Source organism: Lentzea guizhouensis (genome assembly GCF_001701025.1).
GTDB classification, from domain to species: Bacteria; Actinomycetota; Actinomycetes; order Mycobacteriales; family Pseudonocardiaceae; genus Lentzea; species Lentzea guizhouensis.
Genome location: NZ_CP016793.1, coordinates 3,068,213 through 3,084,310, shown reverse-complemented (window position 1 = coordinate 3,084,310; position 16,098 = coordinate 3,068,213). Strand labels below are relative to the sequence as shown.

Sequence of the window (16,098 nt, the reverse complement as noted above, 5' to 3'; positions counted from 1 at the left end):
GCACTACAACAACACGGAAGAGAATTCCACATGCCTGATAATTTTCGACACGCCGAATTCGACCATTTTGCGACTACGTGTGCCCGGTTAGGAATCCGTGCCGGTCAGTCGACCGGTAGGCCCCACGGCCGGCGGTCCAGCTCCACCCACCCGCCACCGCGGGCCAGCGCCGCCCGCACCCCGGCGACGTGGTCCGCGAACGAAGCCAGGTCCCCGTGCAGCAGCTCGGCGCGCTCCACGTCCAGCGGGTGGAAGTCGTCGTGCCACAGGTCGACCGGGAACGACGCCACGAACCTCATGGACTCGAGCAGCTGGAGCAGGGCCACGGAAGGCGCGGAGGACTCGGCCAGGTAGTCGGCGCGGATCGAGTCGCAGGCGGACAGCAGGGCGCGCACCTGGCGGATGGCGTCGGCGGGTGTGCCGTCCCAGGACGGGTCGGGGTACACGCGGTCGACGAGTTCCAGCCAGAGTCGCCAACCGGTGGCCAGTTCCGCGTCGTCTGCCGGACGCCATGCACCCATGACATCCACTGTGCATGCGGACAAAGCGGGAGTCTCGTGACGATGACGCACGCCACGGCAACCAACGGGTGATGTGTGCGTCTCTGCCTGCATGGCGCGGGTGTGGCAGGACGCCGGTGGTGCACGCCGTCGGGGTGGTTGTGGGGGCCACGGTGACGTTGTCGTGGGGTAGTGCGTTGTGGGCGGAGCCGGACTGGCGCTTCGCCGCGCTCGCGGCGGCGACCCTGGTCGGGTGCGCCGCCGCGAGGTGGGTGAAGCAGCGGGTCAGGCCTTGACGGGCTCGCCCTCGCGCTCGTCGGAGTTGAGCGAGTCGAGCAGGACGTCACGCTCGGTGGAGGGCTCCTTCTTCAGGAAGCCGATCGACAGGTAGAGCACCAGCGAGAGCAGCAGGGGCCACGAGACGAGCACGCCCTTGGTGACCCACGCGGCCTTGTTCATCTGCTCGATGTAGAGGAACGCCCACATGCCGAGGCCGCCGACGACCGAGGCGATGGCCGCCGTTGAGCCGATCTTGCGGAACCACGGGAGCAGGCCGAGCATCAGCGGGATCGCGATCGGGCCCATCGTGGCGGCGACCAGGTCGACCACCACCTTGAGCACGAAGCCCTGGCCGCCTGAGGCGATGGCGATGATCATGCTGACGCCGATGAAGAGGAACGTCGTGACCCTGGCCAGCACCAGCTGGTTGTCGGCCGAGAACGTCTTCACCTTCTTCCAGATGTGCGGCAGCATGTCGCGGTTGATCACGGCGGCGATGACGTTCGCGTCCGACGAAACCATGGCCATCGTGTGCGAGAAGAAGCCGGCCAGGACGAGGCCGATCATGCCGGCGGGCAGCATCTGCTTGCCCATCTCGATGTAGGCGTTCTCCGCCTGGGCACCTTCGAGGCCCGGGACGATCAGCGGCGCGGCCCACATCGGGAAGAACAGCACGAGCGGCCAGACGAGCCACAGCGCGGACGAGAGCAGGGCGGAGCGCTTGGCGGCGAAACCGGACGGCGCGGCCATGTAGCGCTGGGCCAGGTTCCACATGCCGCCGTTGTACTCCAGCGTCTTGATCAGGAAGAGCGCCATGAGGAACGTCGACGTGTACGGGCCGGCGAGCGGGTCGCTGTGGCTGTCCGGGAGCTTGTCCCAGATCGTCACGGGGAAGCCCCAGCCAAGCGTGCCGGCCACGGCGAAGAACATCGCGAAGCCCGCGGCCGCCTGGATGATGAACTGGCCGAAGTCGGTGAGCGCGTCGGCCCACAGGCCGCCGAGCACGGAGTAGACCATCGTGACCAGGCCGATGATGACGATGCCCCAGGTGATGGGGACGCCCGCGAAGCCGCGGAGCAGGATCGCGACGGCCGCCCACTTCGCGGCGATGTCCACGACCTTGAGCAGTGCGCCCGCGTAGGCCATGACCTGCTGGGTGGGCACGTTGTAGCGCTTGGCCAGGTACTCGAGCGGCGACTTGACGTCGTGCTTCGAGCGCAGCCGGTTCCACCGCGGCGCGAACAGGAACGCGCCGATGCCGACGCCGATGCCGATCGTCAGCGACCACCACACGTAGACCGTGAGCCCGAGCCGGTACGCCTCGGACGCGAACGCGACGAACATGACCGCGCTGTAGCCCGACATGTGGTGCGAGATGCCGGACAACCACCACGGCATCTTGCCGCCCGCGGTGAAGAAGTCGGCGATGTTGTGGACTCGCCCACGCGACCAGAGCCCGATGCCGACCATCACGAAGAAATAGCCGACAACCACGATCCAATCGAGGGTGCCCATGTGACCTCCTTGCGTGCACACACGTGTGCCCGCGAGAGCACCAGGCCTCATGGCGGCGGGAACCTGGCACATCCGCACGGGATATGTGACGTAGGTCTTACGAGACTGTTGCCCCTGGGTGGAAGACCTTGGCCAGTCTTGAATCACATTCGTGACCCTTGTTCATCCACATGAACGACTCTTTCCGCGTCACGCCTCCAACCGAACGACGTCACTGGACTGGAAGCACGAACGGAGGTGCTGATGCTCCCGCCCGGCCGGCCTGCTCCCGGGGTCGCGCTGATCGACCCCGTACCGCTCTACCGCGAGGGCCTGTCCTCGCTGGTCCGGCGGACCACCGGGCTGCGCTGGCTCGGGGCGACGGGACACCGGCACGCCGCGGTGCGCCTGCTGGAGCACCTGCGGCCGGACGTGCTGCTGATCGACTCGATGCTCGACCCGGTCGGCCGGCTGACCAGGGCGCTCGTCGAACGAGACCGGGGCCTGGTGGTGATCGGGCTGGTCAGGGATGCGCACACGCATGCGAACTACGTCACGACCGCACTGGAGGCGGGCGTTCGTGGCGTGGTTCCGCGCTCGGCGGAGCCGGAACAGGTCGTGCGGGTGATCGCCGAGTCCCTCCGGACCCGCGGGTATGTGCACCCCGACCTGCGCTGCACGGAACGACCGACGCTCACCCGGCGCGAGTACGAGGTCCTCACGCTCATCTCGGACGGCCTGGAGAACCAGGAGGTCGCCGAACAGCTCACCGTGTCCGTGGAGACCGTGCGGACGCACGTGAAGGGCATCCTTCGCAAGCTGAGCGCGCGCGACCGCACGCACGCGGTGTCGCTCGCCTACCGGTCGGGGTTGCTGCTGAGTCCACCGGCCGTTCTGGAGTAGTCATGGGCCCGTCACGCCCGGTACGCGTCTGACCGGCCCTCATGCCCGATTCAGGCCACTCAGTGGACTGTCTGCTTCGCCACCAGTGGGTGGTCGCCCTTGCCGGGGTTACTGTCGAGTAATACTCTGTTGTTACCGGTCAGTAGGCGACCCCGCCGCGACCCTGAGGAGTGAGCTGACGAGATGGGCCACTACAAGAGCAACGTCCGGGATCTCGAATTCAACCTGTTCGAGGTCTTCAACGTGCAGGACCACCTCGGCAAGGGGCCGTTCGAGCAGTCCGACGAGGACACCGCGCGCGGCGTTCTGGCCGAGATGAAGACGCTGGCGGAGGGGCCCCTCGCGGACTCGTTCGCCGACGCCGACCGCAACCCGCCGAAGTACGACCCGGCGACGTTCTCGGCGACCCTGCCGGAGTCGTTGAAGAAGTCGTACAAGGCGATTTGGGACGGCGAGTGGTACCGCATGTTCCTGCCGGAGGCGCTGGGCGGCTTCGGCACCCCGCCTTCCGTCGCGTGGGCCGCGTCCGAGCTGATCCTGGGCGCCAACCCGCCGATCTACATGTACCTCGCGGGCCCGAGCTTCGCGACGGTCGTCTACAACAACGGCACCGAGCGCGACCAGCACTGGGCGCAGCTGATGATCGACCGCGGCTGGGGCGCCACGATGGTGCTGACCGAGCCGGACGCCGGTTCCGACGTCGGTGCCGGCCGCACCAAGGCGATCAAGCAGGAGGACGGCTCCTGGCACATCGAGGGCGTGAAGCGGTTCATCACGTCGGCCGACCAGGACCTGACCGAGAACATCATGCACATGGTGCTCGCGCGCCCCGAGGGTGAGGGCATCGAGGCGAAGCCCGGCACCAAGGGCCTGTCGCTGTTCCTGGTGCCGAAGTTCCACTTCGACCCGGAGTCCGGTGAGCTGGGCGAGCGCAACGGCGCCTTCGTGACCAACGTCGAGCACAAGATGGGCATCAAGGCGTCCACCACGTGCGAGCTGACGTTCGGCCAGCACGGCGTCCCGGCCAAGGGCTGGCTGCTCGGCGAGGTGCACGACGGCATCGCGCAGATGTTCGACGTCATCGAGTACGCCCGCATGATGGTCGGCACCAAGGCCATCGCGACGCTGTCGACCGGCTACCTGAACGCGTTGTCCTACGCCAAGGAGCGCGTCCAGTCCGCCGACCTCACGCGGATGACGGACAAGACCGCCCCGCGCGTCACCATCACCAACCACCCGGACGTGCGCCGCAGCCTGATGCTGCAGAAGGCCTACGCCGAGGGCCTGCGCGCGGTGTACCTGTACACCGCGACGTTCCAGGACAAGGTGATGCTCGGCGGCGAGGACGCGGAGCTGGCCGTCAAGGTCAACGACCTGCTGCTGCCGATCGTCAAGGGTGTCGGCTCCGAGCGCGCCTACGAGCAGCTCGCGCAGTCGCTGCAGACCCTGGGCGGCTCCGGCTTCCTGCAGGAGTACCCGATCGAGCAGTACATCCGGGACTCGAAGATCGACTCGCTGTACGAGGGCACCACGGCCATCCAGTCGCTGGACTTCTTCTTCCGGAAGATCATCCGCGACAAGGGCCAGGCGCTCGCGTTCATCAACGGTGAGATCCAGTCCTTCCTCGACAACGAGGGCGGCAACGGTCGCCTGAAGGAGGAGCGCGCTCTCCTCAAGCAGGGTCTGGAAGACCTGCAGGGCATGCTCGGCGCCCTGGTCGGCTTCCTGACCTCGTCGCAGGAGGACGTGCGCAACCTCTACAAGGTCGGCCAGAACTCCGTGCGCCTGCTGATGACCGCGGGTGACGTGCTCGTCGGCTGGCTGCTGCTGCGCCAGGCCGAGGTCGCGCTGGAGAAGCTCGGCGGCACCCCGTCGGCCAAGGACAAGGCCTTCTACGAGGGCAAGGTCGCGGTGGCGTCGTTCTTCGCGAAGAACGTGCTGCCGGAGCTGACCGCGCGCCGCAAGATCACCGAGCAGACCGACAACTCGCTGATGGACATCGACGAGAACGTCTTCTAGGAAGCTCTACGGACGACGGGTCCGCGCACCTCCTGCCCGAGGTGCGCGGACCCGTTTTCAGTTGGCCAGCAACAGGAGCGGACCGGCGGTGGCGCCGATGTTGAACGCCGCGGTGGCGTAGGAACCGGCCATCGTCGGCGCGCCCGGCGCGTGGTGGATGATCCGCGCGATCACCGTGCTGCCGACCGCGAACGACAGCGCACCGAGCACGAACACCAGTGGCAGCAACACGTTCGGCTCGCGACCGAGCGTGTCGAGGCTCCACCAGCCGAGCAGCACGAGTGGGCCGCCGACCACGACCACGGGCCGTGGCGCGACATCCGACAGCCGGCCGCCGGCCGTGACACCGGCGAACGCACCGGTACCGAACAGCACCAGCGCGACCGGCACCCACCACTCGCCCAGTCCGGCGACGTCGGTGACGACCGGCGCGAGGAACGTGAAGTGGCCGAACGTCACAGCGTTCACCACCACCGCGAGCACGATCAGCAGCACCAGCCGGGGTTTGCGCAGCTCGGCCAGCTCAGGCCGGAGTGCGACGGCAGGCTGGTCCTGCCTCGCCGGAAATCCTTTCAGGACACCGGCCGCGGCCGGCACGCACAGCACGGCGACGGCGAGGAACGTTGCGCGCCAACCGAATGCGGTACCGAGCAGCGCACCACCCGGTACGCCCGCGATCGTGGCGACCGTCGTGCCGGACAACAACACGCCGAGCGCACGGCCGCGTTCGTCCAGCGGTACCGACGAAGTCGCGGTGGTCAGTGCCACGGCGAGGAACCCCGCGTTGGCCAGCGCGGCGACCACCCTGGTCACCACCAGGAGTGCGAAGTCCCCGGTGACCGCGCCGATCACGTGAGCCAGCAGGAAGACCACGACGAACGCGAAGAGGCTGAGCCGCGGCGGCCACCGGCGGGCGAGCGCGGCCATCAGCGGCGCGCCGACGACCATGCCGGCGGCGAACGCCGAGGTGAGCAGGCCCGCCGTGCCGACGGGCACGTCGAGATCGGACGCGATGGCGGGCAGCAGGCCCGCGAGCATGAACTCGGAGGTGCCCATGGCGAACACGGCCAGGGCGAGCAGGTACAGCGAAAAGGGCATGGAAGGACTCCGGAAGCGAGGGCTTGTCGGGGCTGACGGTCAGACCGCAGCCCCGGCCCTGTCTGCTTCCGGAGTCGACATGAGCAGCACGCTAGCGGAATCGCCGCACGCCGCGCACCTCCGTTTTCACTTCTGCAGCCTCACTCCGGCAGCCCTCACTCCGGCAGCCCTCACTCCTTCAGGGCCCGCGCCGCCACGAAGCAGTAGACGCCGAACGCCGCGATGCCGATCGCGACCGCCGACAGCAGGAACATGCCGAAGGGCTGCGCTGCCAGCGTGTGCAGCGCCTTGTCCATGCCACCGGACTGCTGGGGGTCCGCGTTGATCGCGGCCAGTCCGACGAGGACACCGATCACGCCGTACGCGAAGCCCTTGCCGATCCAGCCGATCCGGCCGACGGGTTCGATCCACGACGGCGCGCGGCTCATCTCGAGGTCCTTCTCGAAGGATTTCTTGAAGCCCTTGTAGGCGATCACGCCCGCCGTGACCAGGATGCCGATCGCGATCGCGCCGACGATCAGCTGACCGCCCGGCCACGCGAGCACCTGCGCGGTGAGCTCCTGCTGCTGTTGCGTGGAGTCACCGGCCGCGCCGCTGGTGGCGTACTTGAACGCACCGAACGCGATACCGCCCGCGGTGATGGCACGGGCCGCGGAGCCGACGCGCTTGGAGATCCGCTTCCGCTTCTTGCTCACGTAGGTGTAGCCGACGAAGGCCAGGATCAGCTGCCAGACGGCGAAGAAGACCAGGCCGATGCCGACCGCCCACAGCAACCAGGCGCCGTTCTTCGCGAGCTCGCTCAGAGCGCCCTTGGAGTCCGTCTGTTCGGCGTCCGTGCCGAACGCGACCTGGAGCGCGAGCCACGCGATGAGCACGTGCACCGCTCCGTACACAACCATCCCCACCCGCCCCAGCGTCTGGACGACGGGGTGTCTTCGCGCCTCATGCGCAACAGTGGCCACGAACGGGTGAATACCCGCGCGTGGCCACCGTGAATCCCGAACCCGCTGTCAGCCCCCGGCGGGCGGCGGCGGCTCGCAGATGATCTTGAACTGCGGGTCGTACCGGACCGTGCGCGACTCGCTGCGCGACTGGCCGCTGCGGCGGTCCTTTATAGTGCGGGTGTCCGTCACGGAGAAGCCGGGAGCGCCGTTGCTGGGCGTGCACCCCGCCTTGTTGACCTTCTTCTCCTGCGGCTGGGTCGGGGCGAACTCACCGCTGGTCGAGCCGGTGACGTCGTAGTTCTTGGTGCCCCACAGCACGATCTTGATCGAGGACGGGGTCCAGATCGTCTGGATCGCGACGCCCGTGTCGTCCGGGTTCGTGAACGCGATGTCGATCAGGCTGTTGCCCGCGCCGTCCATGAACACGGTGGCCTCGCGGCCCTTCGGGTACCGCGTGATCCAGTAGCTGTGCTCCTTGTGGCCCGCGTCCTTCATGCCCGCGTAGTAGTACGCGTTGTACAGCGTGGTCGCGAACTGCGAGATGCCACCGCCGACCGCCATGCCGGGGATGCCGTTCTCGATGATGCCGGCCTCGACGTAGCCCTGCGCGGTGCCGCGCGGGCCGGTGTACTTGTTGAGGCTGAACGTCTCCTTGGGCTTCACGATCGCGCCGTTGACCTTCTGGGCCACGACGCGGATGTTGACGCCCGACGCGGGAGCGAAGCCACCGGTCTGGAACTCGCCGATGACCTCCTTGATGCCCATCTTGTTCGCCTGCTCGGTGGTGACCTTCGCGGGCGTGTGCTTGTACTCGAACTTCAGCTCACGGGCGTCGGTCTTCAGCAGCGTGTCGTAGTACGGCTGGATGTTCTTGTCCCAGTCGACGTCCAGGCCGTCGACGGACGGCTTGACGGTCGGCCGGCCGCCCTCGAAGACGATCTGGGCGTCCTTGCCCTCCTTGACCGTGTCCTTCAACGGCGGGGCGACGACCTCGACCAGCTTGTCCTTGTTCACCGCGACGCTGAGCGCGCCGCCGTCACCGGGCGCGAAGGCCAGGGTGGTGGCGATCTGCTCGGGCGTGAGGGTCGCGTCCTTGCCCTCGCCCTTGATCTTGACAGGGGCGGAGACGGCGGTCTTGACCACGTCGTTGAGCGCCTTCTCGACGCCCTCCTTGGTGGTCTTGACCGGGGTGAAGTCCATCGGGACGTCGACAGGGCTGCCGGAGGCCCAGTTGGCGACGACGGCGCCCGCCGCCTCCTCCGCGCGCATCTTCTGGCCGGCGTGCGGCTCGACGGCGACCGGGGTGGCGCCCTCGAACTTGATGGTGCCCTCGATCGGGTCGTGGTCGAGCTTGCCGCGCATCGCCTCGAGCGCGCCGGCGACCTTCGCGTCGTCCGCCTTCGTCGCCACGCCCACCTCGCGGCTCGTGAAGAACGACGTCACGCGGGTGATCGGGCTGAGCGGCTGACTGCCCGCACGGTCGATCGTGGCGTTCCAGTCGAGCTCCAGACCCGCCGCCTTGGGGTCGAGCTCGGAGGTGATGTCACCGGCCTTGAGGGCGACGGGCTTGCTCAGCCGCGGCTCGATCGCGTCGCGCAGCTTCTTCTCGGCCTCGGAGTGGCTCAGGCCACCGACGTCCACGCCCGCGACGGTGACGCCGCGCGGCACGTTGCCGCTGGAGAGGAGCATGTCGAGGCCGTAGAGCAAACCGAAGGCGCCGACCACGGCCGCGGCCACGATCAACGCCTTCTTCCGGTTGTTCCTGGGTGCCGCCTCGTCCTCGCCCGGCTCGATCATCACGGGTCCGTAGACGCCGGAGTCCTCCGGCTTCGGCTGCGGCGGGGTCACCGGTTGCAGGTACTCGGTGGCGTCCTCGCCCGCGGGGAAGCCGACGCCGGGCACGGCGGCCGTGACGGTCGGCTGCTCGGAGTCCGGTTCCACCGACGGCCAGGCCTCGGTGGACGCGTTCACGGGCGCGATCTTGGTCGTCTCCTCGGAGGCGGTGCCTCTCGGGTTGACCGGTGGCATCGCTCTCGTCTTGTCAGCGTCGTACGGCACAGCTCTCCCCGTTGCCCTGTCTCTCCACTGAGGCGGCGTATACGTGTTCAGCTATCAGTTCAGGATCACGAACCGGCGGCTCACAGGTACAGACCAGTCCCGTGCTCGGTGAGCTCACTCGCAACAGCGTGCAGATCACGTTCCCTCATCACGAGATACGTGCTTCCCTGCACTTCGACCTCAAGCTGATCTTCCGGGTTGAACAACACCCGGTCGCCCACCTTCACGTGTCGCACGCTGGTACCGACTCCGAACACGCTGCCCCACGCCAACCGCTTGGCCATCTGGGCCGTAGCGGGGATCACGATGCCACCACTGGACCGCCGCTCGCCGTCTTCCGGCGAGATGCGCACCATGACGCGGTCGTACAGCATCTGGATCTCGAGCTTGACATCAGGCACCGCCAGAGTCTACGTGGCCTGCGGAGGTGCCTCGTCCATGCCGCCCATGAGCAGCGGCAGCCGGGTCGGTGCATCGGCAACCACTCGAACGGGGACCCCCCAGTCCTGCCTGGTCAGACGGCAGACCGGGTGTTCGTCGGCAGGATCGTCACTGCAACTGGCCGCCTGCGCTACGACGTGCAGAACGCCGTTCGTGACAGAATCGTTGATCCGCAACGCCCGTACCAGTTCGGTGCTGACGCCCGCGCCCTCCAAGATCAGCTCAGGGGGCGAGCTGGTGATCTCCAAACGGGTGGACGGTCCGTACCTCTCGTCCAGCTTCGTCCCGGTCGGCGGGGTGAAGACGACCGCGAGCTCGAACGCGCCGGCCGCGATGTCGGTGCTCGGCCGCTTCACCTCGTGCGCCTCGCCGTCGATCTTCGTGGCGGCGGCGGTGAACCTCTCGAGCCGGTGCGCCGCACTCGCCACCACGACGAGCTCGCCGTCGACGACGATCGCGTCGCTGGGCTCGGCGATGTCGGTCGCGATGGTGCTGACCTGCCTGGTCTCGGGGTCGTAGCGGCGGATGGCGCCGTTGTAGGTGTCCGAGATCGCCACCGAGTGGTCGGGCAGCACGGTGACGCCGAGGGGGTGCTGCAGCAACGCCTGGTCGGCGTCGCCGTCCTTGTGCCCGAACGCGAACAACCCCTTGCCGACCTCGGTGCGCACCTCGCCGTTCTCCAGGTAGCGCAGCGCCGAGGTCTCGGAGTCGACCATCCACAGCCGGTCGCCGTCCGCGGCGAGACCGCTGGTCTGGGCGAAGAAGGCACCTTCGGCCGGTCCGTCGTTGATGCCTTCGACGGTGGTGCCCGCGAGGCGGCTGGTGGTGTTGCTCTCGGGGTCGAAGAAGCCGAGCGTGTGGTTGCCGGCCATCGCGATGGCGACGCCGCCGTTCCACCAGGCCACGTCCCACGGGCTGGTGAGGTGGATCTTGTCCGCCGGCCCGTCGGTCTCGCCGTCACGCCACTGCTCACCGGTGCCGGCGATCGTCGTGACCTCGCCGGTCTCGAGGTCGAGGCCGCGCAGCAGGTGGTTGACGGTGTCCGCGATGACGACGTCGTAGCCGTGAGTGTTGGGGACCAGCGTGAGGCCGGCGGGCTCGGAGAAGGTCGGGTTGGTGCCGTCCTGCCTGCCGCGTTCACCGGTGCCGATGCGCCTTCTGACCGTTTCGCCGTCCGCTTCGAGCTCGACGATGCTGTGGTGGGCGCTGTCGCTGACCAGGATCGTGCCCTGCGGCGTGACGATCGCCTTGGCGGGGAACCTGAGCGTGGTGCTCGGCGGCTCGGGCGCCACGTACGGCCCGTCGCCGCGGTGCAGCGTGCCCTTGGCGTCGTGTTCCTCGACCAGCTCGCCGATGATCGTGTCGAGCGCCTCGACGTGCCCCTCACCAGCGGCGACGTGCACGACGTAGCCCTCGGGGTCGATGAGGGTGAGCGTCGGCCATGCCTTGACCGCGTACTGCTGCCACATGGCCAGCTCGGGGTCGTCCAGCACCGGGTGGTGCACCTCGTAGCGCTCGACGGCGGCCTTGAGCGCCTCCGCGTCCGCCTCGTGCACGAACTTCGGCGAGTGCACGCCGATGGTGACCAGGACGTCCTGGTACTTGGTCTCCAGCGGCCGCAGCTCGTCGAGGACGTGCAGGCAGTTGATGCAGCAGAAGGTCCAGAAGTCGAGCAGCACGATCTTGCCGCGCAGGTCCTTGAGGCTGATCTGCTGACCGCCGGTGTTGAGCCAGCCGCGTCCGTGCAGCTCAGGGGCGCGGACACGGGCACGGCGCTTCGCAGTCGTCACGACCGTATCCAACACTGTGGACGGTGGAGCTGTTCCGGTGTCCACGATGTGGACCGCGGGCAACGACGTGAAACTCGCGTGCCGGTCGTGGGTCAGCGGTTTACCGTCCCACGGCATGACCACCGACGACGGCCCGGAGCCGCGGATGGCGCTGCGCCGGGGCAACGGCTCCCTGCTGGACGACGTGTCCGTGCGGGACGTGTCCCTGTTCCACGCGGAGATGATGGACCAGCGGACGCTGTGGATCGGCTGCTACCTCGAAGGCACGGGCGTGGAGCACGACCGGGTCACGTTCATGGTCACCGCACGCGGGAACCGGCTCGTGTTCGAGGTCGTGGAGCAACCGGAGGGCAACGTTCCGCTGGAGGGGTGAACTGCGTGTACGGGTCTGTGGCGGAGTTGCGGGACAGGGGCTTCGAGCACGTGTACGTAGAGCTCGAACGGTACGACGGGCCCGTGGCGGGACTGGCCGACGTCGAGGGTGTGCCGCACTACTTCAGCCGCGACCACGACCTCAGCACCGACGACCACTACTTCGTGTGGCCGGCGGACGCGGCGGCGGTGGCGTTGGAGCGGGAGCAGTGGCGGATCTTCGTCGCCTGGAAGGACAGGGGCGGGCAGAAGCCTCATCCCGGGCAGGGCGGGGTCGACGCGCGCTACGACGAGCTGCAGGCGTTGCTCGAACCGGAGCGAGCGGTGCCGGACGGGGCTCGGCGGCTGGTGGCCGAGTGGAGTTTCGCGGACGACCTCGACGAGAGGTGGGCGCCGGACGGGGCCGACTACCTGGTGAGGTGGCGCGAACCTGTCGGCCTCGACAGGTTCTGAACCGTTCATGCACCGTTGGCGTAGAGGACGCCGGGAGGTGCGCGATGGTGGAGTACCTGGTGGTCGGGGCTGGTCCGGCGGGGTTGCAGATGGGGCACTTCCTGCACCTGGCCGGGCGCGACTACGTGATCTTGGAGGCGGGGGCGTCGGCCGGCACGTTCTTCCGCGAGTTCCCGCGGCACCGGGTGCTGGCGACGGACGACAACTCGTTGTTCGGCAGGCCGTTCGGGCGGTACAGCAAGCGGGCGTTCCCGCCGGCGGACGAGCTGGTGCGGTACCTGGAGGACTTCGCGCGGCCGCTCAACGTGCGGTACCGGACGCGGGTCGTGAGCATCCACAAGCACGAGGTGCGGCACGAGCACGGGATCATCGAGGCCCAGCGGATCATCCTCGCGACTGGGCGGGCGGTGCCGCACCTGCCGCGGATCGAGGGGATCGAGCACGCGGAGACGTACGCGTCGGCGAGCACTGATCCGACGGTGTACGCGGGGCAGCGGGTGTTGGTCGTCGGGCGGGGGCGCAGTGCGTTCGAGACGGCGGACCTCGTGTCGGCGACGGCGGCGGTCACGCACACCGTGGGGCGGACGTTGCGGCGGATCGCCAGGCACGGCAACGGGTTCAAGGCCACGCTCGACACCGGGGAGCTGTACTACGACCGGGTCATCGCGTGCACCGGGTTCCGGCGGGACACCTCGCTCGACGCGCCGAACGTGCACCTGGCGGCCGGTGACTCGATCAGGGCGATCCGGCACTCGACGCGGGCGTTGCACCGGATGCTGGAGGCCGAGCACCACGGGGTGCCGTGGCCGCACCGGAGGTTGCGCAACCGGCCGGACGCGCTGGCGGCGGCCATCGCGGCCAGGGCGGCGGAGATCCCGGAGGGGCTGGCGGACGTCGTTGTGCCGCAAGGGCAGTACGCGATCCTCTACGACGAGATGCCCGCGCGGGCGAACAACGGGTTCGTGGTCACGAGCACTCAGGTCGAGCACTACCGGTACAACGAGCTGATCGCGGTGGAGAACAGGCTGCACCGCAAGCCGCTGGAGAGGTTCTTCTCCAGGCAGCTCGCGGTGCCGTGCATCGCCTGAAAGCCTTACGCCACCTGGAACTCGTGCAGCTTGGTGTTCTGGCCCGCCTTCACGGTGCAGGGCGAGGTGAACGTGCCGAGGAACGTCGTGGAGCCGTCGGCGTGGCGCGGGGTCAGGGTGAGCGAGGCGTTGCCGAGGTTGATCGTCGTGGTGCCGGGGTTGGCCAGCGTCAACGACGGGAAGACGCCGGTGCCGGTCACGTTGAACGTGCCGGACGGGGCGACGTTGGTCTTGGGGATGGTCAGCGTCGCCGTGGCCGAGGAGACGGTGCCGGCGTTGTTGATGGTGTTCGTGGTGCTCAGGGTGCCTTCGACGGTCGCGGCGCCGAGCCAGTTCAGCACGCTCGTGGCCGATTCGGACACGGTCGAGACGACCTGGGTCTGGCCTTCCGCGGTGGGCACGCCGGCGGTGGCGGAGTCCGGCATGTTCGTGGCGGTGACCGTGGACGGCTGGTCCTGGGCGCCGATCAGGGTGAACGTGCAGGAGTACGTGATGTCCAGGGTCACGTCGGCGGCCTGGCTGGTGCCCGCTGCCGCAATGCTCATGGTTCCGGCGAACAAAACGACCGCGGCGGCACGTGCGATGATTCCGAGTTTCATGGCAGGGTTCTCCTGAGTGCGGCATCGAACTGCAGGGAATGGAGCTACTCACCAGTAAAGTAGCGACGAGGACAAACCAAGGCAAGCGTCAGGAAGTTTTTGTCATCCGCGTAATAAACGCCGCGAACCGATTTGTCAGTCGAGGTCTAAAAACGCGCGGGCCCGCAGCGCGAGTTCTAGCGTGAAGCGCTCGTCGGCGTCGTGCAAACGGTTGCCGAACAGTTCCTCCAACTGGTTCACCCGATACCTCACGGTCTGCGGGTGAACGTCCAGGCGTGCCGCGATCTCCGGGGCGCCACCGCGGGCCGAAAGCCAGGCGGACAACGTCTCCGCGAGCTTCGTGCGTTGCCGGGCGGTCAACGGCGCGAGGGGTGCCAACGCGCGCGCGGCCAGCTGACGAGCCAGGAACTCGTCGGCCAGCAACGTCAGCTCCACGAGGTGGTCCGCGCAGTCGACCACCGGTTCGTCGGCGCTCGTCACCGCCAGCACCCGCCGGGCGCAGGCCAGCGACTTGCGCGCCTCCTGCGGCAGCACGGTCAGCCCCACCCCCGCCCGCCACCCGGCCGCGCGGATCATCCGCGGCACCTCGACCGGGTTCGGGACCAGCAGGTACGGCGTCGCGTCCTCCAGGTTGACCAGCACGTCCGGCGGCAGCAGCAGCTCGTCGACGTGCCCGGACGACGGCTCCAGCGCCACCGCGCAGAGCGTCGCCGGCATCGGCCACGCCGCCACGTCCGCCGCGTCGACCACGGCCTGCCACGGCACCGGCGGGTCACCGGCCAGCAGTTCCGTCAGCCGTCGGCGCTTGCGTTCCAACGTCCCAGCCGCACTCGCCTGAGCCGCGGCGTACCCGTCGACCGACAGGCTCACCAGCTCGTCGACGTGCGCGATCATCGCCTCGCCGAGCACGCTCATCGACCGCAGCGACAGCCTCCGCCGCTCCGCGAACGCGCACACGTGCCGCCAGGCCACCCGCGCGCCGATCCGGTAGGCCGCCTGCAGGCTGTCCAGGCTGCGGCCGGACTTGAACTCCCACGCGCCCAGCTTGCGGTGGATGTCGTGCGGGTGGACCACGGCATCGGGCGCCGAGATGTGGTCGACGAACTTGTCCAGCGCCTGCTGAATGCCCTCGATGACGTTTTCCCGGAAATGCTGGTACTCCGGAATCGATTTCTCGATCGCCTCGAAGATGCCCACGGCCAGAGGCGGTATCTCCCGGCGCAGAAGCGGCGCGAGTTCGCGGGGCACCGAACTGCGTGGATCGTCCGGTTGGCTCATTCACCCTCCCACTGCCCGGAGCGTACGGGGCAGGTGAAAGGACGTCGTCAGCCAACCGGACGAAGCCGCCGCTGGGACAACCGCACTACCGAACGGGCAGCGTGCGGTCCAGGAACACCGTCGTCAGATCCCACGCGCGGTCCGCGGCGGCCTTGTCGTGGAAGTGGCCGAGGTGGTTGTGGAACGCGTGCCCGGCCGGCTGCAGGTGCACCTCCGCGCCCTCGTGCGAGTCGGACGCGTCGACGACCTTCTGGTAGCCGGGGATGAACTCGTCCTCGGTGCCGAAGTGGAAGATGATCGGGCAGGAGACCTGCTCCAGCATCCCGATCTGGTCCGGCACACCGGAGCCGTAGAACGACACGGCGGTGTCCGGGTCCGAGACCGCGGCGGCGTTGAACGCGAGCGTGCCACCCAGGCAGAAGCCGAACACGCCGACCCCGCCGGTGACCTCCGGCAACGAGCGCAGGTGCTGCACCGACGCCACCACGTCCTGCACGGCCTGCGGGAAGTCCAGCCCCTGCACGACCTCCATGGACCGCGCCACCCCCGCCTCGTCGTGCTCGCCGACCCAGCCCGGCTGGAAGCGGTGGAACAGCTCGGGAATCGCGACGACGTACCCGCGCGCGGCGAGGTCGGCGGCGACCCCCTGCAGGTAGGAGTCCAGCCCGAAGATCTCCTGGATCAGCACGATGCCGGGACCGGTTCCGCTCTCGGGCAGCCAGACCGGGAGCGGGATGTCGTTAACTCGGTGAGTCATGGGGTGATCCTGCCGGAAGGTCAAC

15 protein-coding genes and 1 pseudogene are annotated in these 16,098 nt (G+C 68.4%); 6 read left to right on the top strand and 10 right to left on the bottom strand.

From position 1 onward, the window contains the following. Window positions 1-104 precede the first annotated feature (104 nt). Complete coding sequence (locus tag BBK82_RS15360; protein WP_065915629.1) at window positions 105-521, bottom strand: hypothetical protein; 417 nt, start codon at window positions 519-521, stop codon at window positions 105-107. 119 nt (window positions 522-640) lie between these two features. On the opposite strand from BBK82_RS15360, the gene BBK82_RS50225 reads away from it, so the two are divergent. Further along, entirely contained in the window at window positions 641-796 is a 156-nt protein-coding gene (locus BBK82_RS50225) for a hypothetical protein (protein WP_154697333.1), read from the top strand. On the opposite strand, the gene BBK82_RS15355 is transcribed toward BBK82_RS50225, so the two are convergent. Further along, window positions 786-2,294 carry a sodium:solute symporter family protein gene (locus BBK82_RS15355; RefSeq protein ID WP_065915628.1) on the bottom strand — a complete coding sequence of 503 codons (1,509 nt, stop codon included), beginning with the start codon at window positions 2,292-2,294 and terminating at the stop codon, window positions 786-788. The two genes, BBK82_RS50225 and BBK82_RS15355, sit on opposite strands and share 11 nt — an antisense overlap. A 243-nt stretch (window positions 2,295-2,537) precedes the next feature. Here BBK82_RS15355 and BBK82_RS15350 point away from each other — a divergent pair, with 243 nt between their 5' ends. After that, window positions 2,538-3,176 carry a LuxR C-terminal-related transcriptional regulator gene (locus tag BBK82_RS15350; RefSeq protein WP_065921090.1) on the top strand — a complete coding sequence of 213 codons (639 nt, stop codon included), beginning with the start codon at window positions 2,538-2,540 and terminating at the stop codon, window positions 3,174-3,176. A 183-nt stretch (window positions 3,177-3,359) separates the two neighbouring features. Continuing rightward, window positions 3,360-5,195 (top strand): acyl-CoA dehydrogenase, encoded by a 1,836-nt coding sequence (locus BBK82_RS15345; RefSeq protein ID WP_065915627.1) that lies wholly within the window; start codon window positions 3,360-3,362, stop codon window positions 5,193-5,195. Window positions 5,196-5,267: 72 nt separating this feature from the next. Here BBK82_RS15345 and BBK82_RS15340 read toward each other — a convergent pair. From BBK82_RS15340 to BBK82_RS15320, 5 genes and pseudogenes are all read right to left on the bottom strand, one after another. Further along, window positions 5,268-6,293: pseudogene (locus BBK82_RS15340) on the bottom strand (Cmx/CmrA family chloramphenicol efflux MFS transporter); the annotation flags it as partial. 170 nt (window positions 6,294-6,463) lie between these two features. Continuing rightward, the gene (locus BBK82_RS15335) at window positions 6,464-7,192 is read right to left on the bottom strand and encodes a DUF1206 domain-containing protein (RefSeq protein ID WP_083267969.1); all 729 of its coding nucleotides are present in this window, start codon (window positions 7,190-7,192) and stop codon (window positions 6,464-6,466) included. Window positions 7,193-7,303: 111 nt separating this feature from the next. Then, window positions 7,304-9,034, bottom strand: a complete 1,731-nt coding sequence (locus BBK82_RS15330; RefSeq protein ID WP_418287508.1) for a VanW family protein — start codon at window positions 9,032-9,034, stop codon at window positions 7,304-7,306. 341 nt (window positions 9,035-9,375) lie between these two features. Beyond that, a complete protein-coding gene (locus BBK82_RS15325) occupies window positions 9,376-9,669 on the bottom strand; it encodes a GroES family chaperonin (RefSeq protein WP_071812861.1) in 294 nt (97 codons plus the stop codon). A 36-nt stretch (window positions 9,670-9,705) separates the two neighbouring features. Then, window positions 9,706-11,526, bottom strand: coding sequence for an NHL domain-containing thioredoxin family protein (locus BBK82_RS15320; protein WP_065921088.1), 1,821 nt, complete (start codon window positions 11,524-11,526; stop codon window positions 9,706-9,708). Window positions 11,527-11,641: 115 nt separating this feature from the next. On the opposite strand from BBK82_RS15320, the gene BBK82_RS15315 reads away from it, so the two are divergent. The 3 genes from BBK82_RS15315 to BBK82_RS15305 are packed head-to-tail and all read left to right on the top strand — an operon-like array spanning window position 11,642 to window position 13,439. Beyond that, a complete protein-coding gene (locus BBK82_RS15315) occupies window positions 11,642-11,899 on the top strand; it encodes a hypothetical protein (RefSeq protein WP_083267967.1) in 258 nt (85 codons plus the stop codon). A gap of 5 nt (window positions 11,900-11,904) precedes the next feature. Then, window positions 11,905-12,351, top strand: coding sequence for a hypothetical protein (locus BBK82_RS15310; protein ID WP_065921087.1), 447 nt, complete (start codon window positions 11,905-11,907; stop codon window positions 12,349-12,351). A gap of 44 nt (window positions 12,352-12,395) precedes the next feature. Continuing rightward, window positions 12,396-13,439, top strand: a complete 1,044-nt coding sequence (locus BBK82_RS15305; RefSeq protein WP_065915623.1) for an NAD(P)-binding domain-containing protein — start codon at window positions 12,396-12,398, stop codon at window positions 13,437-13,439. A 5-nt stretch (window positions 13,440-13,444) separates the two neighbouring features. Here BBK82_RS15305 and BBK82_RS15300 read toward each other — a convergent pair whose 3' ends face one another. From BBK82_RS15300 to BBK82_RS15290, 3 genes are all read right to left on the bottom strand, one after another. Then, the gene (locus BBK82_RS15300) at window positions 13,445-14,038 is read right to left on the bottom strand and encodes a DUF6801 domain-containing protein (protein WP_065915622.1); all 594 of its coding nucleotides are present in this window, start codon (window positions 14,036-14,038) and stop codon (window positions 13,445-13,447) included. A gap of 135 nt (window positions 14,039-14,173) precedes the next feature. After that, complete coding sequence (locus BBK82_RS15295) at window positions 14,174-15,235, bottom strand: PucR-like N-terminal domain-containing protein (RefSeq protein ID WP_154697332.1); 1,062 nt, start codon at window positions 15,233-15,235, stop codon at window positions 14,174-14,176. 166 nt (window positions 15,236-15,401) lie between these two features. Then, complete coding sequence (locus BBK82_RS15290; protein WP_065915620.1) at window positions 15,402-16,073, bottom strand: dienelactone hydrolase family protein; 672 nt, start codon at window positions 16,071-16,073, stop codon at window positions 15,402-15,404. Window positions 16,074-16,098 lie beyond the last annotated feature (25 nt).